The following is a 22865-nucleotide window of genomic DNA, read 5'->3' as shown; positions in this document are numbered from 1 at the left end:
TAAAAAAATGAAAAAAAGAATTTTACTCTTTACAGGTCTGTTTTTTATTACTCTGTCTATTTTATCTCAAGTAAAAGAGAACGAGATTACAATTAGGAATTCAAGAGGAAAAGCTGAACTTATTAATTTCAATGAAACCAAAATTAATTCAGACGAAAAGAATGTGAATGTCTTTTTGAAAAAACAATTTAGTTCAGAAACTGATACTAATGTAGAGTTTAAGGTTAATCTTAGTAGTGTTCAAACTGATAAAAAATTTGAAACCAAAAAATTGCAACAATTTTACAAAGGAATTAAAGTTGAATTTGGAATTCAAAACGTAGTTTCTGAAAATGGTGTTTTAAAAACCTCTAATGGGAGATATGTGGACGCACAAAATCTAGAGATAAAAGCTAAATTAACAGAGAAGGAAGCGTTAGCATATGCTATTAAAAATATAGGTGCAAAGGAATACATGTGGGAAAATAAAGAGAATGAAGATTTTTTCAAAAAAGATCAAAAAGACCCAACTGCTACCTATTATCCAAAAGGAGAATTGATAATTATAGAAAAAGATTTATTTGGAGAAAATCCAATACCTACACTTGCTTATAAATTTGACATTTATGCTTCAAGTCCATTAGGAAGAAATTACATATACGTAGATGCCCGTAATGGAGAAATATTACTTAAAGATGCCATAATAAAAGACATTCAAGCCAATGCTGACACTAAATATAGTGGTCAAAAAACTATAGAAACACAATTAGTCGGAAGTCAATATAAATTAAGAGATTATACCCGCGGAAGTGGCATTGAGACTTACAATATGAATAGAACAAAAAATTATGCTAGTGCTACAGATTTTTTGGATACTGACAATAATTGGACAAGTGCTGAATATAACAATTCAAATCAAGATAATGCAGCACTAGATGCGCATTGGGGAGCTGAGAAAACTTATGATTATTTTTTATCTAAACATAATAGGAATAGTTATAATGGAAATGGTGCAGTATTAAAAAATTATGTCCATGCCGATTTAATTGCTATGGGGTATTCAAATAACACCAATGCTTTCTGGAATGGTTCATATATGACTTATGGTGATGGCTCATACCCATATGGCGCTATAACAAGTATTGATGTTGTTGGTCACGAAATTGGTCATGCTGTTTGTTCTAGTTCAGCAAATTTGGTCTACAGTAATGAATCGGGAGCTATTAATGAAGGCTTAAGTGATATTTGGGGAGCAATGATTGAATACTATGCTGATCCAAGCAAGCAAACTTATTTAATTGGAGAAGAACTTGTTTCTGGAACAGCTTTTCGATCTATGTCAAGTCCTAAATCTTATTCCCAACCAGATACGTACAATGGCACAAATTGGTATATTGGCACTGGTGACAATGGAGGTGTTCATTACAATAGTGGTATTTTAAACCATTGGTTTTATATTTTAGCCGAAGGTAAGTCAGGAACTAATGATTTAGGAAATGGCTATAATGTTGCTGGTATTGGCAAAGATAAAGCCGCTAAAATTATATATAGAGCTGAAACCGTATATTTTACTTCTACAACAAATTATACTCAAGCAAGAACATTAACTCTACAAGCGGCAAACGATTTATATGGAGCTAATTCTGTTGAATCTACAACAGTTTGTCAATCATGGTATGCAGTAGGTTTAGGAAATAACAATTGTATTCCTGCTCAAATAATAGGTAGCGATGCCATTTGTGACAATACATTAAATTACACTTACACTATCACAAATCTACTTTCTAGTTCAAACGTAGTTTGGAGTGTATCCAACAATTTAACTATAGTAAGCTCTTCAAATTCAAGCATTGTTGTAAAAGCATTAAACACAAGTAGTGCTGGTCAAGCAACCATTACATCAAATATTTCCGGTCAAATTGTAACCAAAAACATTTGGATAGGACTACCAAGATTCAATGTTCAAAAAACAAGCGAAACTTGTGGTGCTTATCGTTTTATAACCCTTACAATTACTAATACCGATACAGATGCAACTCATTTATACAGTTATTCCTTTGCCAATTTACCCACAGGAGTTACTTATACTAAAACATCTAATAATGTATTTCTTTTCAAAATATCACTAAACACTTATACCCAAAATTATTTTACCTATGCTGCCACAGCAACTTTAGGATGTTCTACTAGCACATATAATAATTATGTAATGTTTAGTGGTTGTCCAACATCTACTACAAGCTCATTAAGTACTACAATAACAGCAGAAACAGCAATTTATAAAATTTATCCAAATCCTTCGGATAACATTATAAACATTTCATTATCTGATGAAAATAACACACCTATAACATCTTCTATAATTACCGCTACTCTTTATGACTTGAACGGGCAAACAAAAGACAGTGTTACTGTTATAAACAATATTGCCTCATTGAATGTTAGTCATTATAAAAAAGGAATATATGTATTGAAAATAAACATTGACGGTCAAACAGAAAGTCATCAAGTAATTGTAGAATAAAAAAGTGTCTAATTATCAACTAAAAATATTTATACCATGAAAAATTCATTATACATACTTCTGTTTTCATTCACACTGCTGGGATGTAGTAAAAATGATACTGAAACAATAAAAAATAATTATCCAGAATGCATAAAAAATCAAATAGAAACATTCTTGAAAAATTATCCAAAGCCTCCTGATACAGGAACAAAAGCTAGTGTAGTAAAATACTCTTATAAAGGAGAAACTGTATATCTAACTAATTTCAATCCAGGTTTCCCTGATGGCGTTTCAGGTGTAACAAATGAAAAATGTGAGGCCCTTTGCCAATTAGGCGGTATCGATGGTGCCCAAAACGACTGCATTGACTGGGACAAAGCAACACTTATAGAAACCGTTTGGACAGATCCAAGATAAAAATTAAACAAATAAACGATTAAACAAAACATAATGATAGATATAACTCAAAAAGAAATTTGGTTTGTAGTAGGAAGCCAAGAATTGTACGGTGAAGAAACACTAAGAAAAGTAGCCGAGCATTCACAAATAATAGCAAAAGGATTGGATGCCTCTTCTAAATTACCAATGAAATTGGTATACAAAGATGTAGTAAAATCTCCAGCGCAAATCATGAATGTATGTTTGGAAGCGAATTCCAACAAAAACTGTATTGGGATCGTGGCTTGGATGCATACTTTCTCGCCAGCGAAAATGTGGATTGGAGGTTTAAGTATTTTGAACAAACCATTGTGCCATTTGCACACACAATTCAATGCCGAAATTCCTTGGTCCTCAATCGACATGGATTTCATGAACTTGAACCAATCGGCTCATGGAGACAGAGAATTTGGCTTCATCATGTCCAGAATGCGTAAAAAACGCAAAGTAATTGTTGGTCACTGGGAAGACGAACGCGTTCAAACCAAAATAGGAAACTGGACAAGAGTAGCGCTAGGTTGGAATGAATTGCAAAATCTAAAAGTAGCCCGTATTGGTGATAATATGCGTGAAGTAGCCGTTACCGAAGGAGATAAAGTAGAAGCTCAAATTCGTTTTGGAGTTGCTGTAAATGGTTTCGATTCCTCGGATGTCACCAAACATATCGAAAAAGTAACTGATAAACAATTAGCTGATTTATTGGCGGTTTACGAATCTTCTTATAATTTGACTCCATCATTGAAAGAAGGCGGAGCACAAAGACAATCATTGGCGGATGCTGCAAAAATAGAATTGGGACTGAGAGCTTTCTTGGAAGAAGGAGGTTTTGGAGCATTTACCGATACTTTTGAAAATTTAGGCGCCTGGAAACAACTACCTGGAATAGCAACCCAACGTTTGATGGCCGATGGTTATGGTTTTGGTGGTGAAGGGGATTGGAAAACCGCAGCAATGGTTAGAGCATTGAAAGTAATGAATGTGGGACTTGAAGGAGGAACATCGTTCATGGAAGATTACACGTATCACTTTACCCCTGAGAAATCGTATGTTTTGGGATCGCACATGCTTGAAATTTGTCCATCTATCGCTGATGGAAAACCAAATTGCGAAGTACATCCATTAGGAATCGGTGGTAAAGAAGATCCTGCTCGTTTGGTATTTAATTCCCCTGCCGGTGATGCGATTAACGTATCTTTGGTAGATATGGGAACCCGTTTTAGATTAATTGTAAACGAAGTAACGGCTGTAAAACCAATGGCTGAATTGCCAAAACTTCCAGTAGCTCGCGTATTGTGGGATTGCAAACCAAACCTTGATATTGCAGCTACGGCATGGATTCTTGCCGGTGGTGCGCATCATACGGTTTACAGCCAAGCGGTAACTACTGAATTTATGGAAGATTTTGCCGATATTGCAGGCATCGAATTATTGGTAATAGATGCCAACACCACTATCCGTAATTTCAAAGATACAATCAATGCGAATGAAGCGTATTTCCATTTGTTTCAGCACGGCTTGTAATAGGTAAAAGCGGGCTTGTTTTGTAAAAGTTCTGATGTAGTTTAGTTAAGGTGTATGTCATTCCGAGGCACGAGGAATCACACTGGTGACTCACGTTATGTGATTCCTCGTGCCTCGGAATGACAAACTGTGAGGATTTATAAGAATCCGATACTCAAAGAGACAACCTTGATATTAGATCTTTTAACTAAAAAGGTTGGTCTACTCCGCGTGAGTGATGGCAGTGGAGCTCTTTTTTTGATCCCGTTTTTTCGGGATCAAAAAAAAGCGGGAACGTACAGCACGACCCGTAGTTTTTACGAAGGGACACGCCCACAATAAGAATATTTTTGTTTATAGAATTAAGTCTTAAAAATTAAAATAATATGAATCTAGTAAAACGTTGTATTTATGGAATTTCCATTTTAAGTTTAGCAAGTATGAATGTGCAGTGCAAAGGAGAAAAAAAAGAAGATGCAGCGGAAACTGCTCTCGAAGCTAAAGCTACTGATTCTGTATCTATAGCGAAAACGGTTTATGGTAAAACAGACAAAGGGGTACAAATAGACCGCTATACGCTGAAAAACCAGAAAGGAATGGAAGTAAACATCATTACTTATGGTGGTATAATTTCTTCGCTAAAAGTACCCAACAAAGCGGGTAAATCCGAAGAAGTGGTGATTGGTTTTAATTCATTGGAACAATACATGAAAGCCAATCCGTATTTTGGGGCTCTTATCGGAAGATATGGAAACCGAATTGCGAAAGGTAAATTTACTTTGGATGGAAAAGAATATTCGTTGGCCATCAACAACGAACCAAATGCTTTGCACGGAGGACCGGAAGGTTTTCACAGAGTGGTTTGGACTGCCGAAGAAGCCAAAGGTGGAGATACTGCTTCTCTAAAATTGAAGTATGTAGCCAAAGATATGGAAGAAGGGTATCCAGGAAACTTGACGGTTTTTGTGACCTACACTTTGAACCAAGACAATGCTTTGGACGTTTTGTATGAAGCAACTACAGATAAGAAAACGGTGGTAAACTTAACGCAGCATTCGTATTTCAACCTGTCGTCTGATTTTTCTAAAACTATTTTGGATCACGAAATCACGATTGATGCAGACAAATTGGTTCCTGTAGATGCAACTCTTATTCCAACAGGTCAATTGACGGATGTAACTAATACGCCTTTCGATTTTAGAAAACCAAAAGCTGTTAGTAAAGAAATTAATACTAATGACGATCAGTTGAAAAAAGGATTGGGTTACGACCACTGCTGGGTTTTGAACAATCAAGGCAAAGGAGATCGTTTTGCTGCCTCAGCATATCACGCAGGAAGCGGAAGATTGTTGGAAGTATATACGGATCAACCTGGAATCCAATTTTATTCTGGTAACTTCCTTGACGGCACTTTACCGATGCGTAACGGTGGAACATACGCGCATAGAACTGGTTTTTGCTTGGAAACACAACATTATCCAGATTCTCCCAATCAAAAAGATTTTCCTACGACTGTGTTAAGTCCAGGAGAAAACTATAAAACAAAAACAACTTTTAAGTTTTCGGTTAAGTAATTTAAAATACTAGATTTTGGCTAATTGATTAGTTATTTATTTAAAGTCAAGTCTAGAAACTAACGTTTGTTGGTTTTAAGTTCCTCGGGAGGTTATGCTTCCGAGGTTTTTTTATGGAGTGAAATTACCTGCAAAGACTTAACGTCTTTTACGTTTTATTTTTGGCTTAATAACTTTGCGCCTTTTCGGATTAATAATTACCTGCATATAAAATCATAACTTCGCGATAGCAAACAAAACCCAAAATGAAACATCTCTTTAAAGCAGTAGCAAAGTGGACTTCAAATCAGGAAGATTCAACAAAGCGATTTTACAGCAAAAGCCACCAGATTATAATTGAAGGAAAACCGGTTTTACATGTTTCGGCTGCGAAAGCTTTCAAAGGGGATCCGGAATTGTACAATCCGGAGGATTTGCTTTTAAGCAGTTTGGTTTCCTGCCACATGATGTCCTATTTGTATGTCTGTTCTCAAAACGAAATAGAAGTTTTGGAGTATTCAGACAATGCTGAAGCAACACTGGAGGTTTCTCCTGACGGAAGCGGGCGTTTTATTGAGGTAAAGTTAAATCCAAAAGTAACAATTGCGAATCCCGATAAAATTCAAATGGCTTTGGATTTACATCAAAAAGCAAATCAATTATGCTTTATAGCCAATTCTTGCAATTTCCCTGTTTTGCATAATGCGAGCTGTGAAGTAAAATAAATAAGCCATATAAGTTTACTAACATGATCTTATATGGCCTATATGGTTATAAAAAAATCTACATCTTCACCACAAAACCACTATTGGGTTTCATTGTTACTTTCAGTTTTGTGTTTTTTGATATTGGAAGTTGTTGAAAACCCTTTTCGTTTTCTAAAATAACATAACCTGATTCGTTAGTCACAAATGACAAATCAAGTTCTATTTCTTTGGGTTTATTTTCTCCATTGATCCCAACGATATGCCAAACGTTGTCTTTTTTTCTGGCTATAACAATATATTTTCCGGGATAACCGTCAATGAATTTGGAGTCATCCCAATTGGTCGGAATGTCTTTTAGATAATCGACCACATATTTTGGCATTTTGGCCATACCCATAGGTGTTTCGGCTATATGCTGAATTCCTGATAAGAACAAAACAGGCAAAGCCAACTCAAAAGCGGGTGTTGTTTTGCGCTTGATATTCGGGATAGAATCCAATACCATGGGCGTGAAATCCATTGGATCAAAAACGTTTCTGGCAAAAGGGAGCATCGTGCAATGGCTTGGCTGCAAATCGGCAGTTTCTTGAGTAAAAGTAATATACTCTTCGCCTTTAATTGCTTCGGTAGTCAGTAAATTGGAATAGGTACGTTGCCAGCCTCTAGGCAAAGTCGCGCCATGAAAATTGATCATCAATTGATGTGCTGCAGCATCTTTGAGCATCGCGTGGTAATACGCAATCATAGATTGTCCGTCTCCACCAAAAAAATCGACTTTGATTCCTGCAATTCCCATTTCCTTTAGTTTTGAAAATGCTGCGTCTCTATCATCGTGGGTTAGTAATTTCCCTTTTGGATGGTATTCTGTGCTATTCCAAGATCCAGACGAATTATACCAAACCAATAATTTTACTTTTTTTGCTGCGGCGTGAGCTACCAATTCCTTCATTTTGGCATCTCCTATTCTGGTGTCCCAATCCGCATCAATCAAGCAATACGGCCAATTCATACTGGAGGCATAATCGATAAACTGCAAGGTAGTTTCAAAATTAACGGATTCATCTTTTAGCAAAACCCAACTCCAAGAAGACAATCCGCTTTTAATAAAAGAAGTATCCATAGGAATCGCAGGATCGGCCAAATCGGTTCCAAGTGTACTTTCGGTTATCGTTTTCAAAGAACCGATCGTTATGATTCGCCAAGGCGTGTACCAAGGCAATTGTGACTCTGGATTAAGAGCACCGTTTGGAAAAATCTCTTCCTTTTGCGGAAACGTAACTTGCAGTGCTTTTGAAGCATCATTATACACTAATCGGCTACCACAATAGTTGTCTTTTAATCCAGTTTCGGTAATCAAAACCCAAGCGTCATTGGCATTGAACAAAGCCGGATACACCCACCCTTCTCCAATCGCTGGCTTGGTATTTACAGGAACGCCCATTGCATAATGCTCTTCGTAGGACGGATTGGTTTCTTTCCAACCTGTTTTGGCTTTGGACATGGGTTGCAGCCAAGCTTTTGTGGCAGCGTCAAAATTATAGGTGGTTTTCTCTTCCGTAATTTTCTTGATATCCATGGAACTTTTAGGAAAATGGTAGCGCAAAGCAATTCCATCATGGGAAAGCTGAAAAATAATTTCCAAGGCTTCTCCAATTTTGTTTTGCAAGCTCACTGTATATTCGTTGGCAGCATAACGGATGTTTTTTCGTTTCCCTTGAAGCATCGAATAATTGGAAGTTACGGCTTTGGCTTCTGATACTTTAATAATCTTCATATCATTATAAAAATTGGCATCCTCCCGAACAATTCCAAGGTCAGAAGTATTGATAACCAATTTATTTTTATAGAAAACTTTATAAGAAGGTGTTTTCTTCGAGCTCAGGTTAAACTCAACTTTTATCGTTTTATCCGAATTAAGAAACGAATAATTGGCAGGGGTTTCAGCAAATGAATTTAGTGAAAAAGCAAATAAAAGGATACTGCATATTTTTTTCATATTAATAAGTGTTTATTTTACACTTACAAGTTTACGACATTTAAATGAAAAAAAAATACGTTGCAATTAAATTATAATTTTAAATCTAAAAAAAATTTAGAATTATTCATATATCACACCTTTTCTTTCAAATTAAAGTAGGTTTTTAAAGTAATAAACAAAAAAACAATAGAAACAGAGTATAAAACAAATTTAAACAACACTTAATGGTAACGAATTAATTACATTTGTAAAGTATAAGCAATAATGAGGACTATATTTAAAACATCGGAGTTTTTAGAGTTTTTAAACCATTCAGAAACCAATGTAAAGGGCAAAATTGAATATCTATTAGAAATAATAATAACACAATCCGTAATAAACAGTAGAATAGCAAAAAAATTAGTCAATACCGACTTTTATGAAGTCAGAATACAGGTTAATAATGAATATCGAATTATTGTTTTTACTATAGACCACGACAATATTTCTCAAAGCAGAAATATTTTGTTTCTAAATGGATTTATGAAGAAATCAACCAAAGATTACGACAAGCAAATTAAATTAGCAATCAAAATTCTAGAAAAATGGCAAGACCAAAACTTGATATAGAAAAAATTAAAAGAGAGTTACCCACCGCTAATGATTATTTGGATGATAAATACGGCAAACAGGGTACAATCGAGAGAGAAGAGTTTTCAAAAAAAGCATTATCTTTTTATTATGGTGAATTGATAAAAGAAAAACGAAAAGAAAAGAATTTAACCCAACAACAATTAGCAGACCAAATAGGCAAAGAACGAGCCTATATTGCCAAAATAGAACAGGGCAAAACCGATTTACAAATTTCTAATTTTGTACAAATAATCAATGCATTAGGATTAACATTACAAATAAAATAAAAAAACTATTTTAACCCGTTGAGTGAAATCATTTTTTACCACATACATAGAATTTATTGTTTTTAAAAGAAAAAAATAGACGTTTTACTATTCACAGAGCTATTCTATGTTTGAAATAGTGCAATTTCTATTTATTCTTTACCTATTTAGCATTAATCTATGATCTATGAGGTTAAATTTTTATTTTAAATTCACCCGATGAGTTATTTTATTATTATAATGCAAAACAAAACTGTTTAAAAGATTTTGATTCTTAAACTTTACAAATAACAATTGAACTCATTTATAATCCATAAAAAAAGGAAAGCAGTTAAAAAACTACTTCCCTTTTACACTTAACCAACTTAAAATCTTACCAGAAAATAGAATATAAAGCAACTAACAATCCAACTATAATCATTGAACCAACAGCAAAACCATTGGAAACCTTGAACATTTTGGTATCAATTTCAAGACCTTTTACTTTGAGTCCACGTTTATGGTCAATCCAACTGATAACCACCATCAACGCCACGCAAATTACAAACACAAAACCCATTCGGTCCAAAAACGGAATTTCATAGGCCATTGTTTTATCTTTTTGTTCCACCAAAGTAGCAAATCCATATCGGCTTAGGAATTCCAAATTCATAAGCTGTGGCAAAAATTTAAAAATTACAGACAATACAAAACCTCCTATCGTGGCAAACAAAGCTGCATTCGAACTCGTTTTTTTCCAGAAAAAGCCAAGAATAAACATTGCAAAAATTCCTGGACTAACAAATCCAGTATATTCTTGAATGAATTCAAACCCACCTTTTTTGTCAATCCCCAAAAATGGTGCAATAATTACTGCCACAAGCATTGCAGCTAGAACCGTTATTTTACCAACTCGAACCAATTGTTTTTCTGTTGCATTGGGTCTAATTTTTTTCTTGAAAATATCCAGTGTAAAAATTGTAGAAATACTATTTACTTTCCCTGCCAAGGAAGCTACAACTGCAGCAGTTAAAGCAGCAAAAGACAATCCTTTTAATCCTACCGGCAATAAATTCAATAACACAGGATACGATTTATCTGGATTTAAAATTCCATCAGTACCCAACATTTCGGTTTGTAATCCACCTTTCATGTGAATAACATAAGCGGCAATACCTGGCAATACCACAATAATTGGCATTAACAGTTTTAAGAAGGCGGCAAACAGAATACCACTTCTTGCTGTTTTTAAATCAGCACCCAAAGCCCTTTGTGTAATGTATTGGTTGCATCCCCAATAATTTAAATTTACAATCCACATCCCACCAAATAATACAGTAAGTCCTGGTAAACTTGGAAAACTAGGATTGTCTCTATTCAAAATCATTTTAAAGTGATCACCCGATTGGTCAAACATATAATTGAAACCTTGTACCATTCCGTGTTGTCCATTCAATTCGGCTACTTTATCCAATGCCAAATAAGTGGTTACCAATCCTCCAAAAATCAAGAAAACTACTTGAATAACATCCGTATATCCGATAACTTTCATTCCGCCAAGTGCAATTACAATGGCAAAAAACGCTAAACCATACATGCACAAATCCAATTGGATTCCCGAAATTCCGTTGATAGCTAAAGCACCTAAATAAAGAATTGAAGTTAAATTAACAATCACATACAACAGCAACCAAAAGACAGCCATAATCATAGCTACATCACCATTATATCGTTCGCTCAAAAATTGAGGCATGGTATAAATTTTGTTTTTTAAGTAAACAGGAATAAAGAAAACGGCAACAATAATAAGGGTTAAAGCAGCCATCCACTCGTAAGTGGCAATTGCCAGACCCATTTTGAATCCATTTCCGGACATCGCGATAAATTGCTCCGAAGAAATATTAGAAGCAATTAAAGATGTTCCGATCGCCCACCAGGTTAGTGAACCTTCGGCCAGAAAATAATCGTGTGAAGCCGAAACGGATTTTGTTTGCTTGCGTTTGTAAACATAATAGCCATATCCTGCTACTATAAAGAAATACACTAGAAAAACTAGGTAATCGTAAACTTGTAATGTGTTCATTGGTTAAAATTTATTAATTAATTGCAATTGTATATTCTAAATAAAAAATCATTTTACAGTGAATCCAACTAACTTCGGATCTTTTGTTCCCATTTCCAGGCACTGTCCATGGCATCTTCTAGGGTCGAAACCGTTTTCCATCCTAAAACTGTATTAGCTTTATCAGTATTGGCATATGCCTCGGTTACATCGCCTTCTCTTCTATCAACAATTTTGTATGCTAATTTTTGACCACTCACTTTTTCAAAAGCGGTAATCACTTCCAATACAGAACTTCCAGTACCTGTTCCTAAGTTGAAAATTTCAAGTGGTTCGGCATTCTTTTTTTCTAATAATCGTTGCAAAGCAATAACGTGGGCTTTCGCCAAATCGACTACGTGAATATAATCGCGAACACAAGTCCCATCAACAGTTGGGTAATCATTTCCATAAACCGATAATTCGGCACGCAAACCCATTCCTGCTTGAGTGATGAATGGAACCAAATTTTGAGGAACTCCAATAGGCAATTCTCCAATTTCACCAGAAGGATGCGCACCGATTGGGTTGAAATAGCGAAGCAAAATAGCGTTGATACCACTTACCTTGACAACATCAGATATGATCTCTTCCCCTATTTGTTTGGTATTCCCATAAGGAGATAAGGCGGGTTGAATAGGAGTTGTTTCGGCAATAGGCATTACTTCGGCTTGACCGTAAACCGTACAAGAAGAACTGAAGATAAAATGTGCTGCTGCCTTTTTTTCTAATTCCTGCAAAATGTAAACCAATACGCCTAAGTTGTTTTCATAATACAATAGAGGATTCTTCACACTTTCTCCAACTGCTTTGGATGCTGCAAAATGGATCACTCCCGCAACATCAATATGTTCCATAAAAAAACTTTCTACAGCTAATTTTTCTCTTAAATCGATTCCTGAAAAAATTGGTCTTTTACCAGTAATTCGTTCAATACCATCCAAAACTTCAATTGAAGAATTGGAAAGATTATCAATCACGACTACTTCGAAACCTTGATTTTGCAATTCGACAACGGTGTGTGACCCAATGAAACCTAAACCGCCTGTTACTACTATCTTACTCATATTATTTGCTTTTATAATGAACTTCAGGTAGTGCTTTCAATACAGCAGCACTTTTCTCTGGAGTTATATCTCTTTGTGCTTCTCCCATCATTTCGTAACCAACCATAAATTTCTTTACCGAAGCCGAACGCAACAACGGTGGATAAAAATGCATGTGAAATTGCCATTCTGGATGATCTTCTCCATCTGTTGGTGCTTGATGAATACCTGAAGAATACGGAAAAGAGGTCTCGAAAAGATTATCGTATTTTATCGTTAATACTTTTAAAATAGATGCATAAGCAGAAACTTCTTCAGAAGTGAACTCGGTGATTTTTGTGATATGGCGTTTGCTGATAATCATCGTTTCAAATGGCCAAATTGCCCAAAAAGGAACCAAAGCCACGAAATGTTCATTCTCAATTACAATACGTTCTTGAAGTGCCAGTTCTTCTTTCAAATAATCCAACAAAAGATTGCTTTGGTTTTTATCGAAATAAGCTTTCAGACTGTTTTGAGTTTTCTCTACTTGGGTTGGTAAAGACGATTGTGCCCATATTTGTCCATGTGGATGTGGATTGCTACATCCCATAACACTTCCTTTGTTTTCGAAAATCTGAACATGATTGATGTAGTCAACATTTCCTAAATCGGTATATTCTTTTTGCCATGTTTTGATGATGCTTACAATTGCATGAACATCCATCTCAGGCAAAGTCAAATCGTGTCTTGGTGAGAAACAAACCACTCTGGCAATACCACGTTCTGGTTTTGCCATGAAGAAAGTTGGTTTAATCTCCTCTTCAAACAATATTGGTTCTTGCTTTACAGCAGCAAAATCGTTCTCAAAAACAAAACTCGATTCATAATTGGGGTTTTTTTCTCCATTGGCACGTTCATTTCCTGGGCATAAGTAACACGTGTGGTCATATTGTGGAAGTGTGTCGGTATGAATTTTTTCATTTTGACCTTGCCAAGGTCTTTTGGCTCTGTGTGGTGACACCAAAACCCATTCATTAATTAATGGATTGAAACGTCTGTGCGGATCTTCGTTTATATCAAAATTTTTCATTTTATTTTTTTTAATTTTTTACCGCAAAGCGATGCGGTACTTTTTTTTGCCACAAATTACACAAATTAGCACAAATTATTTTTTTAGGGCTTTTGAAAAAATTTGTGTAATTTGTGTAATTTGTGGCTTATTTTTTTTATAATTTATAGAGTTCTAAAGTACTGGCTCATATAATGATGTACCGTTCCCGATCTTTACATCATAAATTTTTAAATCAATATCAAAAGCTTCTTTATACAACTTTGTCAGTTTTTCTTTAATAGCTTCTTCTTGTCCTTTTTTGATCAAGTTAATCGTGCAACCACCAAAGCCGCCACCCATCAAACGAGAACCAATTACGGCATCCTCTTGTTTTAAAGTTTCCACAATAAAATCCAGTTCCTCGCAGCTTACCAAATATTCTTTGGATAAACCTTCATGAGTTTCAAAAAGTAGTTTCCCTAATGCTTCAATGTTTCCGTTATCCAAAGCTTCGCAAGCAAGTGCTACCCGATGAATTTCTAAAACAACATAATGACATCGATCAAATACATTTGGTGCCATCTCTTCTTTTAATTGAAGTACATGACTTTCGGTACAATCTCTGAAACTAGTAATCTCAGGAAAATTACTTTTGATAATCGAAAGCCCTTCTTCGCACTCTTCTCTTCTGGTATTGTAAGCGGATGAAAACAAAGAATGTTTCACATTACTGTCAAATAAAATCAGTGAATAGTCATTGAAATCGGCGTTGTGGTATTCGTATTCCAATGTTTTACAATCGATTTTAATCACTTTATTTTCTAAACCCATCACGCTCGAAAACTGATCCATAATCCCACAATTGATACCAACCCAGTGTTCCGCTTTTTGTCCCATTAAAGCGATATCCACTTTAGGAATTGACAGATTGAACAATTCTTTGATTCCGAAAATAGTTCCACATTCTAAAGCTGCCGATGAAGACAATCCTGATCCAACTGGAATATTACTGCTAAAAACACAATCGAAACCTTGAAAAGAAAGACCTTTATCCTGCAACTGTTTGATAACTCCCAAAATATAATTCGTCCAAACTACTTTGCTCAATGAAATGGTTTGAGTCAAATCGACTTCAAATTCTTCATTTAAGTCAATCGCAACAATTTTGGATGTTTTTGAATTGTTTTTTGCAAAAGCGAAACAAATAATTTTGTCAATAGCTGCGGGCAAAACATACCCATCATTATAATCAATATGTTCTCCTATGATGTTAATTCGTCCTGGAGAAAGCACAATTTTTTCGGGAGCTTTACCAAATTTTTCCTGAAAAAATGCCGTCGTTTTTTTTATTAATAAATCGTTCATTATTTTGAAATTGTTAAAAATATTAGATTTCATGAGTGTCCCTAATTCGTACCAAGTCTTTTTTTGCCACAGATTACACAGATTCACACAGATTTTACAAGCTTTATTAAAAGAATCTGTGAAAATTTTTTTAATCTGTGGCAAATTTTTATCGATTTAATATTAGTCACGGACTGTCAATTTTTATTTATTCTCTGATACCAAAGTAAGTTTTCCACTCTTAAGCCCCGCGCCATTTACTTCTAGTTTTACATCGCCAGCAGTTGTTATCGATTTCACCAATACTACCAATTTCCCGCTAAACAATTTCATCATGTCTTTATGGAACATTTCGAGTGAAGTCGCATCTCCATTACAAGCGGCGCGGTACGCACCTGCTCCAGAAACTTTAAATTTCAACTGGTTTGTTGCTGTTGGGCAAGGAATTCCATTTTTATCGACTACAGATACAGTTACGAAAGATATATCTTCACCATTGGCCGTGATTGTTTTTCTGTCTGCATCCAAAACAATTTGGTACGGTTTGCCAGCGGTTCGGATTTCCTTTTCTTCAGCAACTTTGCCATTGTCATCATAAGCAACAACTTTTACCGTTCCTGGTTCATATTTTACATCCATCCACATCAAGCGGTAACGGTTTTGCGGAGTGTTTTTGTTTTTGGTTTGCACGCCCATACTTTTGCCATTAATAAAAAGTTCGGCACTGTTGTAACTGGTGTACACAAAAACAGGAGTTGTTTGTCCCTCGCGACCTTCCCAATTCCAATGAGGTAAGATGTGTAGCGTAGTGGCCTTGGTGTTCCAACGGCTTCGGTACAAATAATAACGGTCTTTCGGCAAGCCTGCTAAATCGTTAATTCCGAAATACGAACTGCGAGACGGCCAGCTTTCGTCATAAGGTGTTGGTTCGCCCAAATAATCAAATCCGGTCCAAACGAATTCACCAATTACCCAAGGTTTATCATCCTGAAGTACGAAATCTTCATCGGGAACATTGGACCAACTACAGGCTTCCAAATCATACGAAGAAGATTGAAAGTCTGGATACTGCTTCATTTTTTCTTGCACCACAGGAAATTTATAAATTCCTCTAGAGCTCACTGTTGAAGCGGTTTCGGAACCTAAAATAAATCCTTGTGGAAATTTTTTGAATGCCTCATCATACAAATGCACGCGATAATTGAGTCCTGGAATATCCAACAAAGCTCCAAAACCAGACTCCATAGTCGCTTTCACTTGATCCATTCCTACGGTTACAGGACGCGTTGGGTCTTCTCTATGAAAAATCTCCTGCAACCATTTGGCACGTTTTACACCCGCTTCTCCCCACTGATCTGGGACTTCATTTCCTGAGCTCCACATCACAATAGAAGGATGATTTCGTGTGGCTTGCACCAAATTCACAATGTCTTTTTCGGCATATTCATCAAAAAAGCGATGGTAGCCGTTTTCTACTTTTGGTAAAACCCATTCGTCGAAACTCTCTGCCAAAAACAAAAAGCCCATTTCGTCTGCCAACTCCAATTGTTCGAAAGAAGGCATATTGTGCGAACTACGAATGGCATTACAGCCCATATCTTTCAAAATGGTCAACTGTCTGCGCAAAGCGGCTTTGTTAACGGCAGCACCTAGAGGTCCCAAATCGTGATGCAAGCAAACCCCTTTGAATTTGGTCACTTTCCCATTAAGACTAAATCCTTTATTGGCTTCATATTTAATCTCTCGGATTCCAAATCGGGTGGCAATCTCATCTTTTAGTGCATTTCCAACATACAATTGAGAAACGGCTTTATACAAATAAGGTGTTTCGGGACTCCACAGTTTTGGATTTTCTACTTTTACATTTTGGTCAAACTCTTGACCGAAGCGCAAAGAAGACTCCTCTACACTTACTTTTTGACCTTCGGCATCAAAAATAGTGGTTACCAAACGTGTATTTTCACCAGAAGCTTTGGTCTTAATATTGACTTTGGCCACGGCATCGCTAATAAAAGGTGTGGTGATAAATTGCCCCCATTGGTCAATGCTTTCATTGTTTTTAATAATAACACTTACTTTTCGGTACAAACCAGCTCCAGGATACCAGCGGGAAGCAAATTCTTTATTGGTTAATTTTACAGCTACAGTATTAGCGCCTTCTTGGATGAATTGAGAAACATCAAAATAAAAATAACTATAACCATACGTCCATTCTCCCACTTTTTTCCCATTCAAATACACTTGAGGTTCGCTCATAGCACCTTCAAAAAGGAGTAGCACTTTTTTCCCTTTGGCATCTTTAGGCAAAGTAAAAGTATTGCGATACCAAGCAGTGCCAATATGTGGTAAAGCTCCGGTTCTTCCCGTTTTTTCGGTCGCTACATTTTCACCATTCTGAACAATGGCAACTTTCTGTATATCTACATTTTTATCAAAAGGGCCATAAATTGCCCAATCGTGTGGAACAGTAACTGATTCCCATTTCGAGTCATTGAAGTTCGTTTTGAAAGCGTCTTCAACATTTCCTTTTTGAAATTTCCAATTGGCATCTAAAACTTTAACCTCACGTGTTTGAGACCATGTCAATTGTGTGAATGTTAAAAATAGAACGAGTAAACATATCAATTTCTTCATTTTTAAACAGGTATAATTATTTAATATCTATACAATTCATTATAAACATATAAGTCATTTAAGTTAAAGTAAATTTGTTTGCCCAAATACTTATTAAAAGAGAATATAAGTTAAAACCTTTCTTTACAAGGCTAATAGCATTTGCTTAAATGAACTATTATTTTCACTTGCTTATAATCAAATTAAGAGCTTATATGACTTATATGTTTCAACATTTTCGAATCAAAACTATTCTTTAAACGCATCCAATGCCATTGAAGGTTTCCCATCAGCTTTCCAGGCACTCAATTGTTGGCATCTAAAACTTTAACCTCACGTGTTTGAGACCATGTCAATTGTGTGAATGTTAAAAATAGAACGAGTAAACATATCAATTTCTTCATTTTTAAACAGGTATAATTATTTAATATCTATACAATTCATTATAAACATATAAGTCATTTAAGTTAAAGTAAATTTGTTTGCCCAAATACTTATTAAAAGAGAATATAAGTTAAAACCTTTCTTTGCAAGGCTAATAGCATTTGCTTAAATGAACTATTATTTTCACTTGCTTATAATCAAATTAAGAGCTTATATGACTTATATGTTTCAACATTTTCGAATCAAAACTATTCTTTAAACGCATCCAATGCCATTGAAGGTTTCCCATCAGCTTTCCAGGCACTCAATTGATATCCGCTCCAGCTTTTTTCGCCTTCTGGTTCCCAATAAATTACGCCTAAACCTTTGTTATTTGGCACTGCCTTTACTGCTTTTATAACGGCAACCAACATATCGTGAGTGTTTTGTTCCAAAGTGTAATCGCCACCAACCTCAACAATCATTACTTCTTTATTGTATCGAGCAGCCATATCGTTTAGATTATTTGCCAAATCTGCAATGGTTACTTTGTAATCACTTTTTATCCAATACGGATAATAAGACATTCCAATAACATCGTATTTTACATTATTGGCTTTTGCTTTATCAAAAAACCATCTGAATTTTATACTGTTGTTACCTTCGTCCAAGTGAACAATTACTTTGATTTTGGAATCTATTTCCTTTGTTGCTTCATATCCTCTATTGAGTAATTGTGCCAATTGACTGAAGTTGTCCGTACTTCCTTCGGGCCATAACATACCACCAGGGATTTCATTTCCGATTTGTACCCATTCTGGTGTGATTCCAACATCTTTAAGTGCTTGTAAAACATCTCTTGTGTGGAAATAAACATCATTTAATAATTCTGAAAAAGTGTGATTCTGCCATTCCAGAGGTTTGTTTTGTTTAGCAGGATCTGCCCAAGAATCGCTATAATGAAAGTCAATCATAATGCGCATTCCCATGTTTTGCGCGCGAATAGCCATGGCTACTGTTTCTGTTGTGCTACAATGACCGCTTGCTTTATCATTTGATGGATTTACCCAAACTCGTAATCTTATGGTATTCATTCCACGATCTTTCAACAATTGCAAGCAATCTTTTTGGGATCCATTCGTATCATAAAATTTGTATCCAGTAGCTTCCATTTGTGGCAACCAACCGACATCTGCACCTTTTGCAAAAATATTTTCTTTAGGTTTTTGCGTTGTTTTATTAGTTGTACAATATGTAAAACCCAAAACTAAAAGGATCCCTATTGAAAATAATATTTTTTTCATTATCGTTTAGTTTAGATTGAAAACTGCTAAAACAGGTAGTGATTTATTCGTAAAATCATAGAAAGCTTGATTTTCAAAAGTAGAACCATCTTTGGCTTGATTTCCTTTGAAAGCGATCCACTCACCTCCCCAATAGGAGAATCCGATACCACATTTAGAACTTTTCAACAAACTTTTGATAGCCAGCATATAACTTTTTTGGCCATCAGTAGTTGCAGGATAACCCGAAACTAATTGATTATCTGATCCAACTATATTATTTGTCCAATCATTATAATCTAATGTAAAAGGATAAGCCGTTTCGGCAATAATCACTTTCTTGCTGAACTTACTTCCTAAAGCATCGATAGTAGTTTTTACAACTGTCAAATCTTTACCGTGCCAAATTGGATAATAGGAAAGACCGATATAATCATAATCTACACTTTTTACTTTGGTAAAAAACCAATCCGTATCTGATGGATTTACACCTGCATAATGAATCATGATTTTTGTATTTGGTGCTTTGCTTCGAATGGTAGCACTTGCGGTAGATAACAAAGCAATACATTGCGCTTCTTGATTGATCAAATTTCCTTGAGGCCACAGTAAACCGCTATTTATTTCGTTTCCGATCTGAATAATGTCAGGATTAATCTCTGTTATAATAGTTGATGTATAAGTAGCAACAGCCGTTTTCAAATCGGTAAAAGATAAATTTTTCCATTCATCTGGAGTCGTTTGAGCCGCTGGATCTGCCCAAGTATCTGAATAATGAACCGTAAGCCATACTTTTAAACCGGCTGCTTTTACTCTTGCTGCAAGCGTTTTCACTTCGGCAAAAGTAGAATGCCCGCTTGTTGGGTTTTTCCATAAACGAATACGAATCGTATTACAGCCTGCATTTTTTAAAGTCGTAAGCATGTCTTCGGCTTTGCCATTATTGTATAGAATTGTTCCCGTACTTTCAATTTCAGGAAGAAAGGAAATATCGGCAGCTCTGATAAAATCATCTACCACAACTGGTGGATCCACAACTACAGGTGCATCGGAAGAATCGCTGTTAGAGCAAGCAAATTGAATTGCAAATACTATAAAAAGTGATAATAGGGTTAGAATTTTTTTCATGATGGATTTTTTAAATGGATTGAAATTTATAAGTGGTATTATGAGCGTAAACTGAATCTTTTTTTAGAATTGCACTGGGAAAATGCCTGTTATTTGGTGCATCTGGATAGTTTTGAGTTTCAAAACAAATACCGCTTAAAGGATGATAATGAGCGTTTTCTTTACCCTTAATTGCATTAAAACAATTTCCACCAACATAAATATGAACTCCAGGTTGATCGGTATAGACGGTCATTTTCAAATTATTTTTTTTATTAAAAAGAGAAGCGGCAAATTCTTCTTTTCGATCCAAAACAAATGTATTATCAATTACTGAAGGACATTTTTTGGCGGTTAAAAAATCAAAAGCAGTATTTTCAATTTGTAAAAACCTACCAGTTGGAATATTTTCAGCAGATGTTTCCAACATTCGATTCGCATTTATAATTAATTCCTGATCTGCCACATTGGATGAATGTCCGTCTAGATTAAAATAACTGTGATGGGTTAAATTCACAACGGTATCCTCTGAAGTCTTGGCACTATATTCAATCTTCAATTCATTTTCTTCGGACAACGTATATTTAAGTTCTACTGCTAATTCTCCTGGGTAATTCTCTTCTCCAGCTGGACTAGTGTAACTCAAAGTTATAGCAGGATTATCACCAGAATGTACATTTTTGACTGTCCAAACTCTTTGGCTAAACCCAATAATACCTCCATGTAATGCGTTTTCGTTATTGTTTTTATTCAAAATAAATTTTTGTCTATTCAGACAAAAAGTACTATTATGAATCCTACCAGCGAATCTTCCAACAGTTGCGCCCATATAGGGCGGACTTACTAGATGAAACGATTGCATGTAAGACTCTAAATTGTCAAACCCTAAAACAACATCAACCAATTCGCCATTTTTCAAAGGCATTTTCAATTCGGTTATCGTAGCTCCAAAGGTGATTACCTTTAAAAACATTCCGTTTTTATTGGATAATTCGTAAGCATAAATGGCTGTCCCATCTGGCATTAAACCAAACAAATTGGCTTCAGAAGGAGTTATAATTTGTGAATTGTGTTTTATTTCCATTGTATTATTATGAAATTTGAAATTCAAATGTAGAACAAAATTTAAATTATACATACCAGTACCTACCAGTTTGTGAAACATTAAAAAAAACCTCGAATGTATAGCATTCGAGGTTTTTTTTTAAGTTACTGAGATGTTAAGCTACTAAGATTAAAAACATAAAGAAACGATTGAGAAGCAACTATGATTCTTATATATTTTTAAAATCTTATCAACCCTGCGACTCTTTATAAAACAGGTACAAACATGTATCTATTATCTATATCATTAAACCAAATGTCGTATTTACCTGCTGTAACATAAATATCGGCTCCAGCACTATCACCAATCCAAGTAGTATCGGCAAGAAATTTAAATTTCCCTGCGGATGTAAAGGTGTAAGTGATTTTCCAGATGTGAGCATCAAAAGTTGACTTAGTCATAGGAACACTAGTCACCCAATTATCCAATGGTGCTGCGTCTCCAATAATACCAACTGAAGCATACGTTTTCATAGATCCTGTATAAGGAACAATAGTATATGTTAATGCTTTTATGTCAATTGCAAAAGTATAATAACCTGCCGCATTAGTTGGAAAAAGTCCTGGATCTGGATCACTTTCAGTTGCTCTGTATTGTACTTTGTCACCATTTGCACCATACATTGGAGCCCAAAAACCAGTTTGCTCAAGCAATTTAAACCCACCAGCTGCAAAGTAACCTGTATAATATTGTTTAGCTGGATCAGCTGGATCTCTAAAAATTGGAGCAACAGCTTTATTTGCATCCCATTCCGCAGAAGTTCCAGGTCCAATCAAAAACAAATCTTTTGAAGGGAAAACACCTTGATATGGTTTTACTACAATCGTAATTGGGTTAGAATATTTGGGTTCAGAACCAGTTGTTCCGACAGTTGACACGATTCGAATGTCAAGATTTCCATCAACATCTGGAAGCAAACCTAAATCTAGAGCTTTTGAATTTAATTCAGAAACGCTTATCGATGCATGTGTTGTTGTAGAAGTAGCTATATTCACAGGAGCCGCAAATTCTGTATTGCTTTTTGCAAACTGAATGGTATAACTCACGATAGTTGGCGTGCCATACGTTACTGCCTCCCAAGTCAATGTCAAAGCAGTATTGTTTGGAGTAGCTTCGTTCATTATAACAGAAGAACCTGCATCTGGAGTAATTATAGAAAAAGCAGCAGCTTGAGGCTCTAAGATCAAGAAATTTTCCTCGTTTTCACATGACCACATACCTAAGATAAGGGCCAATGCTATAAAATGTTTGAATATATTTTTCATAAGTATGTATTTTTTATTTGGTTTTTAATTGTCCTATGTAATTCGCATATCGCAATCGGTATCTGTGACCAATTTACAGTTATGCTC

17 protein-coding genes are annotated in these 22865 nt (G+C 35.4%); 7 read left to right on the top strand and 10 right to left on the bottom strand.

Features of this window, described 5'->3' with window-relative positions; all coding sequences use genetic code 11:
• The first annotated feature begins 7 nt into the window (after positions 1 to 7).
• The 5 genes from OZP06_RS08695 (at position 8) to OZP06_RS08675 (ending at position 6701) form a co-directional block, all read left to right on the top strand.
• Positions 8 to 2503: a M4 family metallopeptidase gene (locus OZP06_RS08695; RefSeq protein ID WP_269221513.1), complete on the top strand. Its 2496-nt coding sequence runs from the start codon at positions 8 to 10 to the stop codon at positions 2501 to 2503.
• Between the two features lie 36 nt (positions 2504 to 2539).
• A complete protein-coding gene (locus OZP06_RS08690; protein ID WP_269221512.1) occupies positions 2540 to 2902 on the top strand; it encodes a hypothetical protein in 363 nt (120 codons plus the stop codon).
• Between the two features lie 33 nt (positions 2903 to 2935).
• The gene (araA, locus tag OZP06_RS08685; RefSeq protein WP_269221511.1) at positions 2936 to 4444 is read left to right on the top strand and encodes an L-arabinose isomerase; all 1509 of its coding nucleotides are present in this window, start codon (positions 2936 to 2938) and stop codon (positions 4442 to 4444) included.
• Between the two features lie 365 nt (positions 4445 to 4809).
• On the top strand, positions 4810 to 5997 hold the full coding sequence (locus OZP06_RS08680) for an aldose epimerase family protein (protein ID WP_281324493.1): 1188 nt from the start codon (positions 4810 to 4812) through the stop codon (positions 5995 to 5997).
• Positions 5998 to 6242: 245 nt separating this feature from the next.
• Positions 6243 to 6701, top strand: coding sequence for an OsmC family protein (locus tag OZP06_RS08675; RefSeq protein WP_269221509.1), 459 nt, complete (start codon positions 6243 to 6245; stop codon positions 6699 to 6701).
• 58 nt (positions 6702 to 6759) lie between these two features.
• Here OZP06_RS08675 and OZP06_RS08670 read toward each other — a convergent pair whose 3' ends face one another.
• Entirely contained in the window at positions 6760 to 8679 is a 1920-nt protein-coding gene (locus tag OZP06_RS08670; protein ID WP_269221508.1) for a glycoside hydrolase family 97 protein, read from the bottom strand.
• A 246-nt stretch (positions 8680 to 8925) separates the two neighbouring features.
• Between OZP06_RS08670 and OZP06_RS08665 the strand changes: the two genes are divergently transcribed.
• Complete coding sequence (locus OZP06_RS08665; protein ID WP_269221507.1) at positions 8926 to 9270, top strand: type II toxin-antitoxin system RelE/ParE family toxin; 345 nt, start codon at positions 8926 to 8928, stop codon at positions 9268 to 9270.
• Positions 9246 to 9560, top strand: coding sequence for a helix-turn-helix transcriptional regulator (locus OZP06_RS08660; RefSeq protein WP_269221506.1), 315 nt, complete (start codon positions 9246 to 9248; stop codon positions 9558 to 9560). The genes OZP06_RS08665 and OZP06_RS08660 overlap by 25 nt, the downstream gene beginning before the upstream one ends.
• Before the next feature lie 352 nt (positions 9561 to 9912).
• Here the strand turns inward: OZP06_RS08660 and OZP06_RS08655 are convergent, their stop codons facing one another.
• From OZP06_RS08655 to OZP06_RS08615, 9 genes are all read right to left on the bottom strand, one after another.
• Positions 9913 to 11601 (bottom strand): sodium/sugar symporter, encoded by a 1689-nt coding sequence (locus tag OZP06_RS08655; RefSeq protein WP_281324492.1) that lies wholly within the window; start codon positions 11599 to 11601, stop codon positions 9913 to 9915.
• 68 nt (positions 11602 to 11669) lie between these two features.
• Positions 11670 to 12686 (bottom strand): UDP-glucose 4-epimerase GalE, encoded by a 1017-nt coding sequence (gene galE / locus OZP06_RS08650; RefSeq protein ID WP_281324491.1) that lies wholly within the window; start codon positions 12684 to 12686, stop codon positions 11670 to 11672.
• A 1-nt stretch (position 12687) separates the two neighbouring features.
• Positions 12688 to 13737 (bottom strand): UDP-glucose--hexose-1-phosphate uridylyltransferase, encoded by a 1050-nt coding sequence (locus OZP06_RS08645; protein WP_269221505.1) that lies wholly within the window; start codon positions 13735 to 13737, stop codon positions 12688 to 12690.
• A gap of 153 nt (positions 13738 to 13890) precedes the next feature.
• Entirely contained in the window at positions 13891 to 15063 is a 1173-nt protein-coding gene (gene galK, locus OZP06_RS08640) for a galactokinase (RefSeq protein WP_269221504.1), read from the bottom strand.
• 183 nt (positions 15064 to 15246) lie between these two features.
• Positions 15247 to 17676, bottom strand: a complete 2430-nt coding sequence (locus tag OZP06_RS08635) for a DUF4982 domain-containing protein (protein WP_281324490.1) — start codon at positions 17674 to 17676, stop codon at positions 15247 to 15249.
• Between the two features lie 611 nt (positions 17677 to 18287).
• Complete coding sequence (locus OZP06_RS08630) at positions 18288 to 19322, bottom strand: glycosyl hydrolase 53 family protein (protein ID WP_281324489.1); 1035 nt, start codon at positions 19320 to 19322, stop codon at positions 18288 to 18290.
• A 6-nt stretch (positions 19323 to 19328) separates the two neighbouring features.
• A complete protein-coding gene (locus tag OZP06_RS08625) occupies positions 19329 to 20429 on the bottom strand; it encodes a glycosyl hydrolase 53 family protein (RefSeq protein ID WP_269221502.1) in 1101 nt (366 codons plus the stop codon).
• A 10-nt stretch (positions 20430 to 20439) separates the two neighbouring features.
• Complete coding sequence (locus OZP06_RS08620) at positions 20440 to 21492, bottom strand: aldose epimerase family protein (RefSeq protein WP_281324488.1); 1053 nt, start codon at positions 21490 to 21492, stop codon at positions 20440 to 20442.
• 227 nt (positions 21493 to 21719) lie between these two features.
• Positions 21720 to 22778 (bottom strand): SusE domain-containing protein, encoded by a 1059-nt coding sequence (locus OZP06_RS08615; RefSeq protein ID WP_269221501.1) that lies wholly within the window; start codon positions 22776 to 22778, stop codon positions 21720 to 21722.
• Between the last annotated feature and the right edge of the window lie 87 nt (positions 22779 to 22865).

Origin of the sequence: Flavobacterium sp. IMCC34518, assembly GCF_027111095.2 — a bacterium.
Classification (GTDB): domain Bacteria; phylum Bacteroidota; class Bacteroidia; order Flavobacteriales; family Flavobacteriaceae; genus Flavobacterium; species Flavobacterium praedii.
The sequence above is the reverse complement of the archived record's forward strand: the minus strand, read 5'-3'. Positions and strand labels throughout refer to the sequence as shown.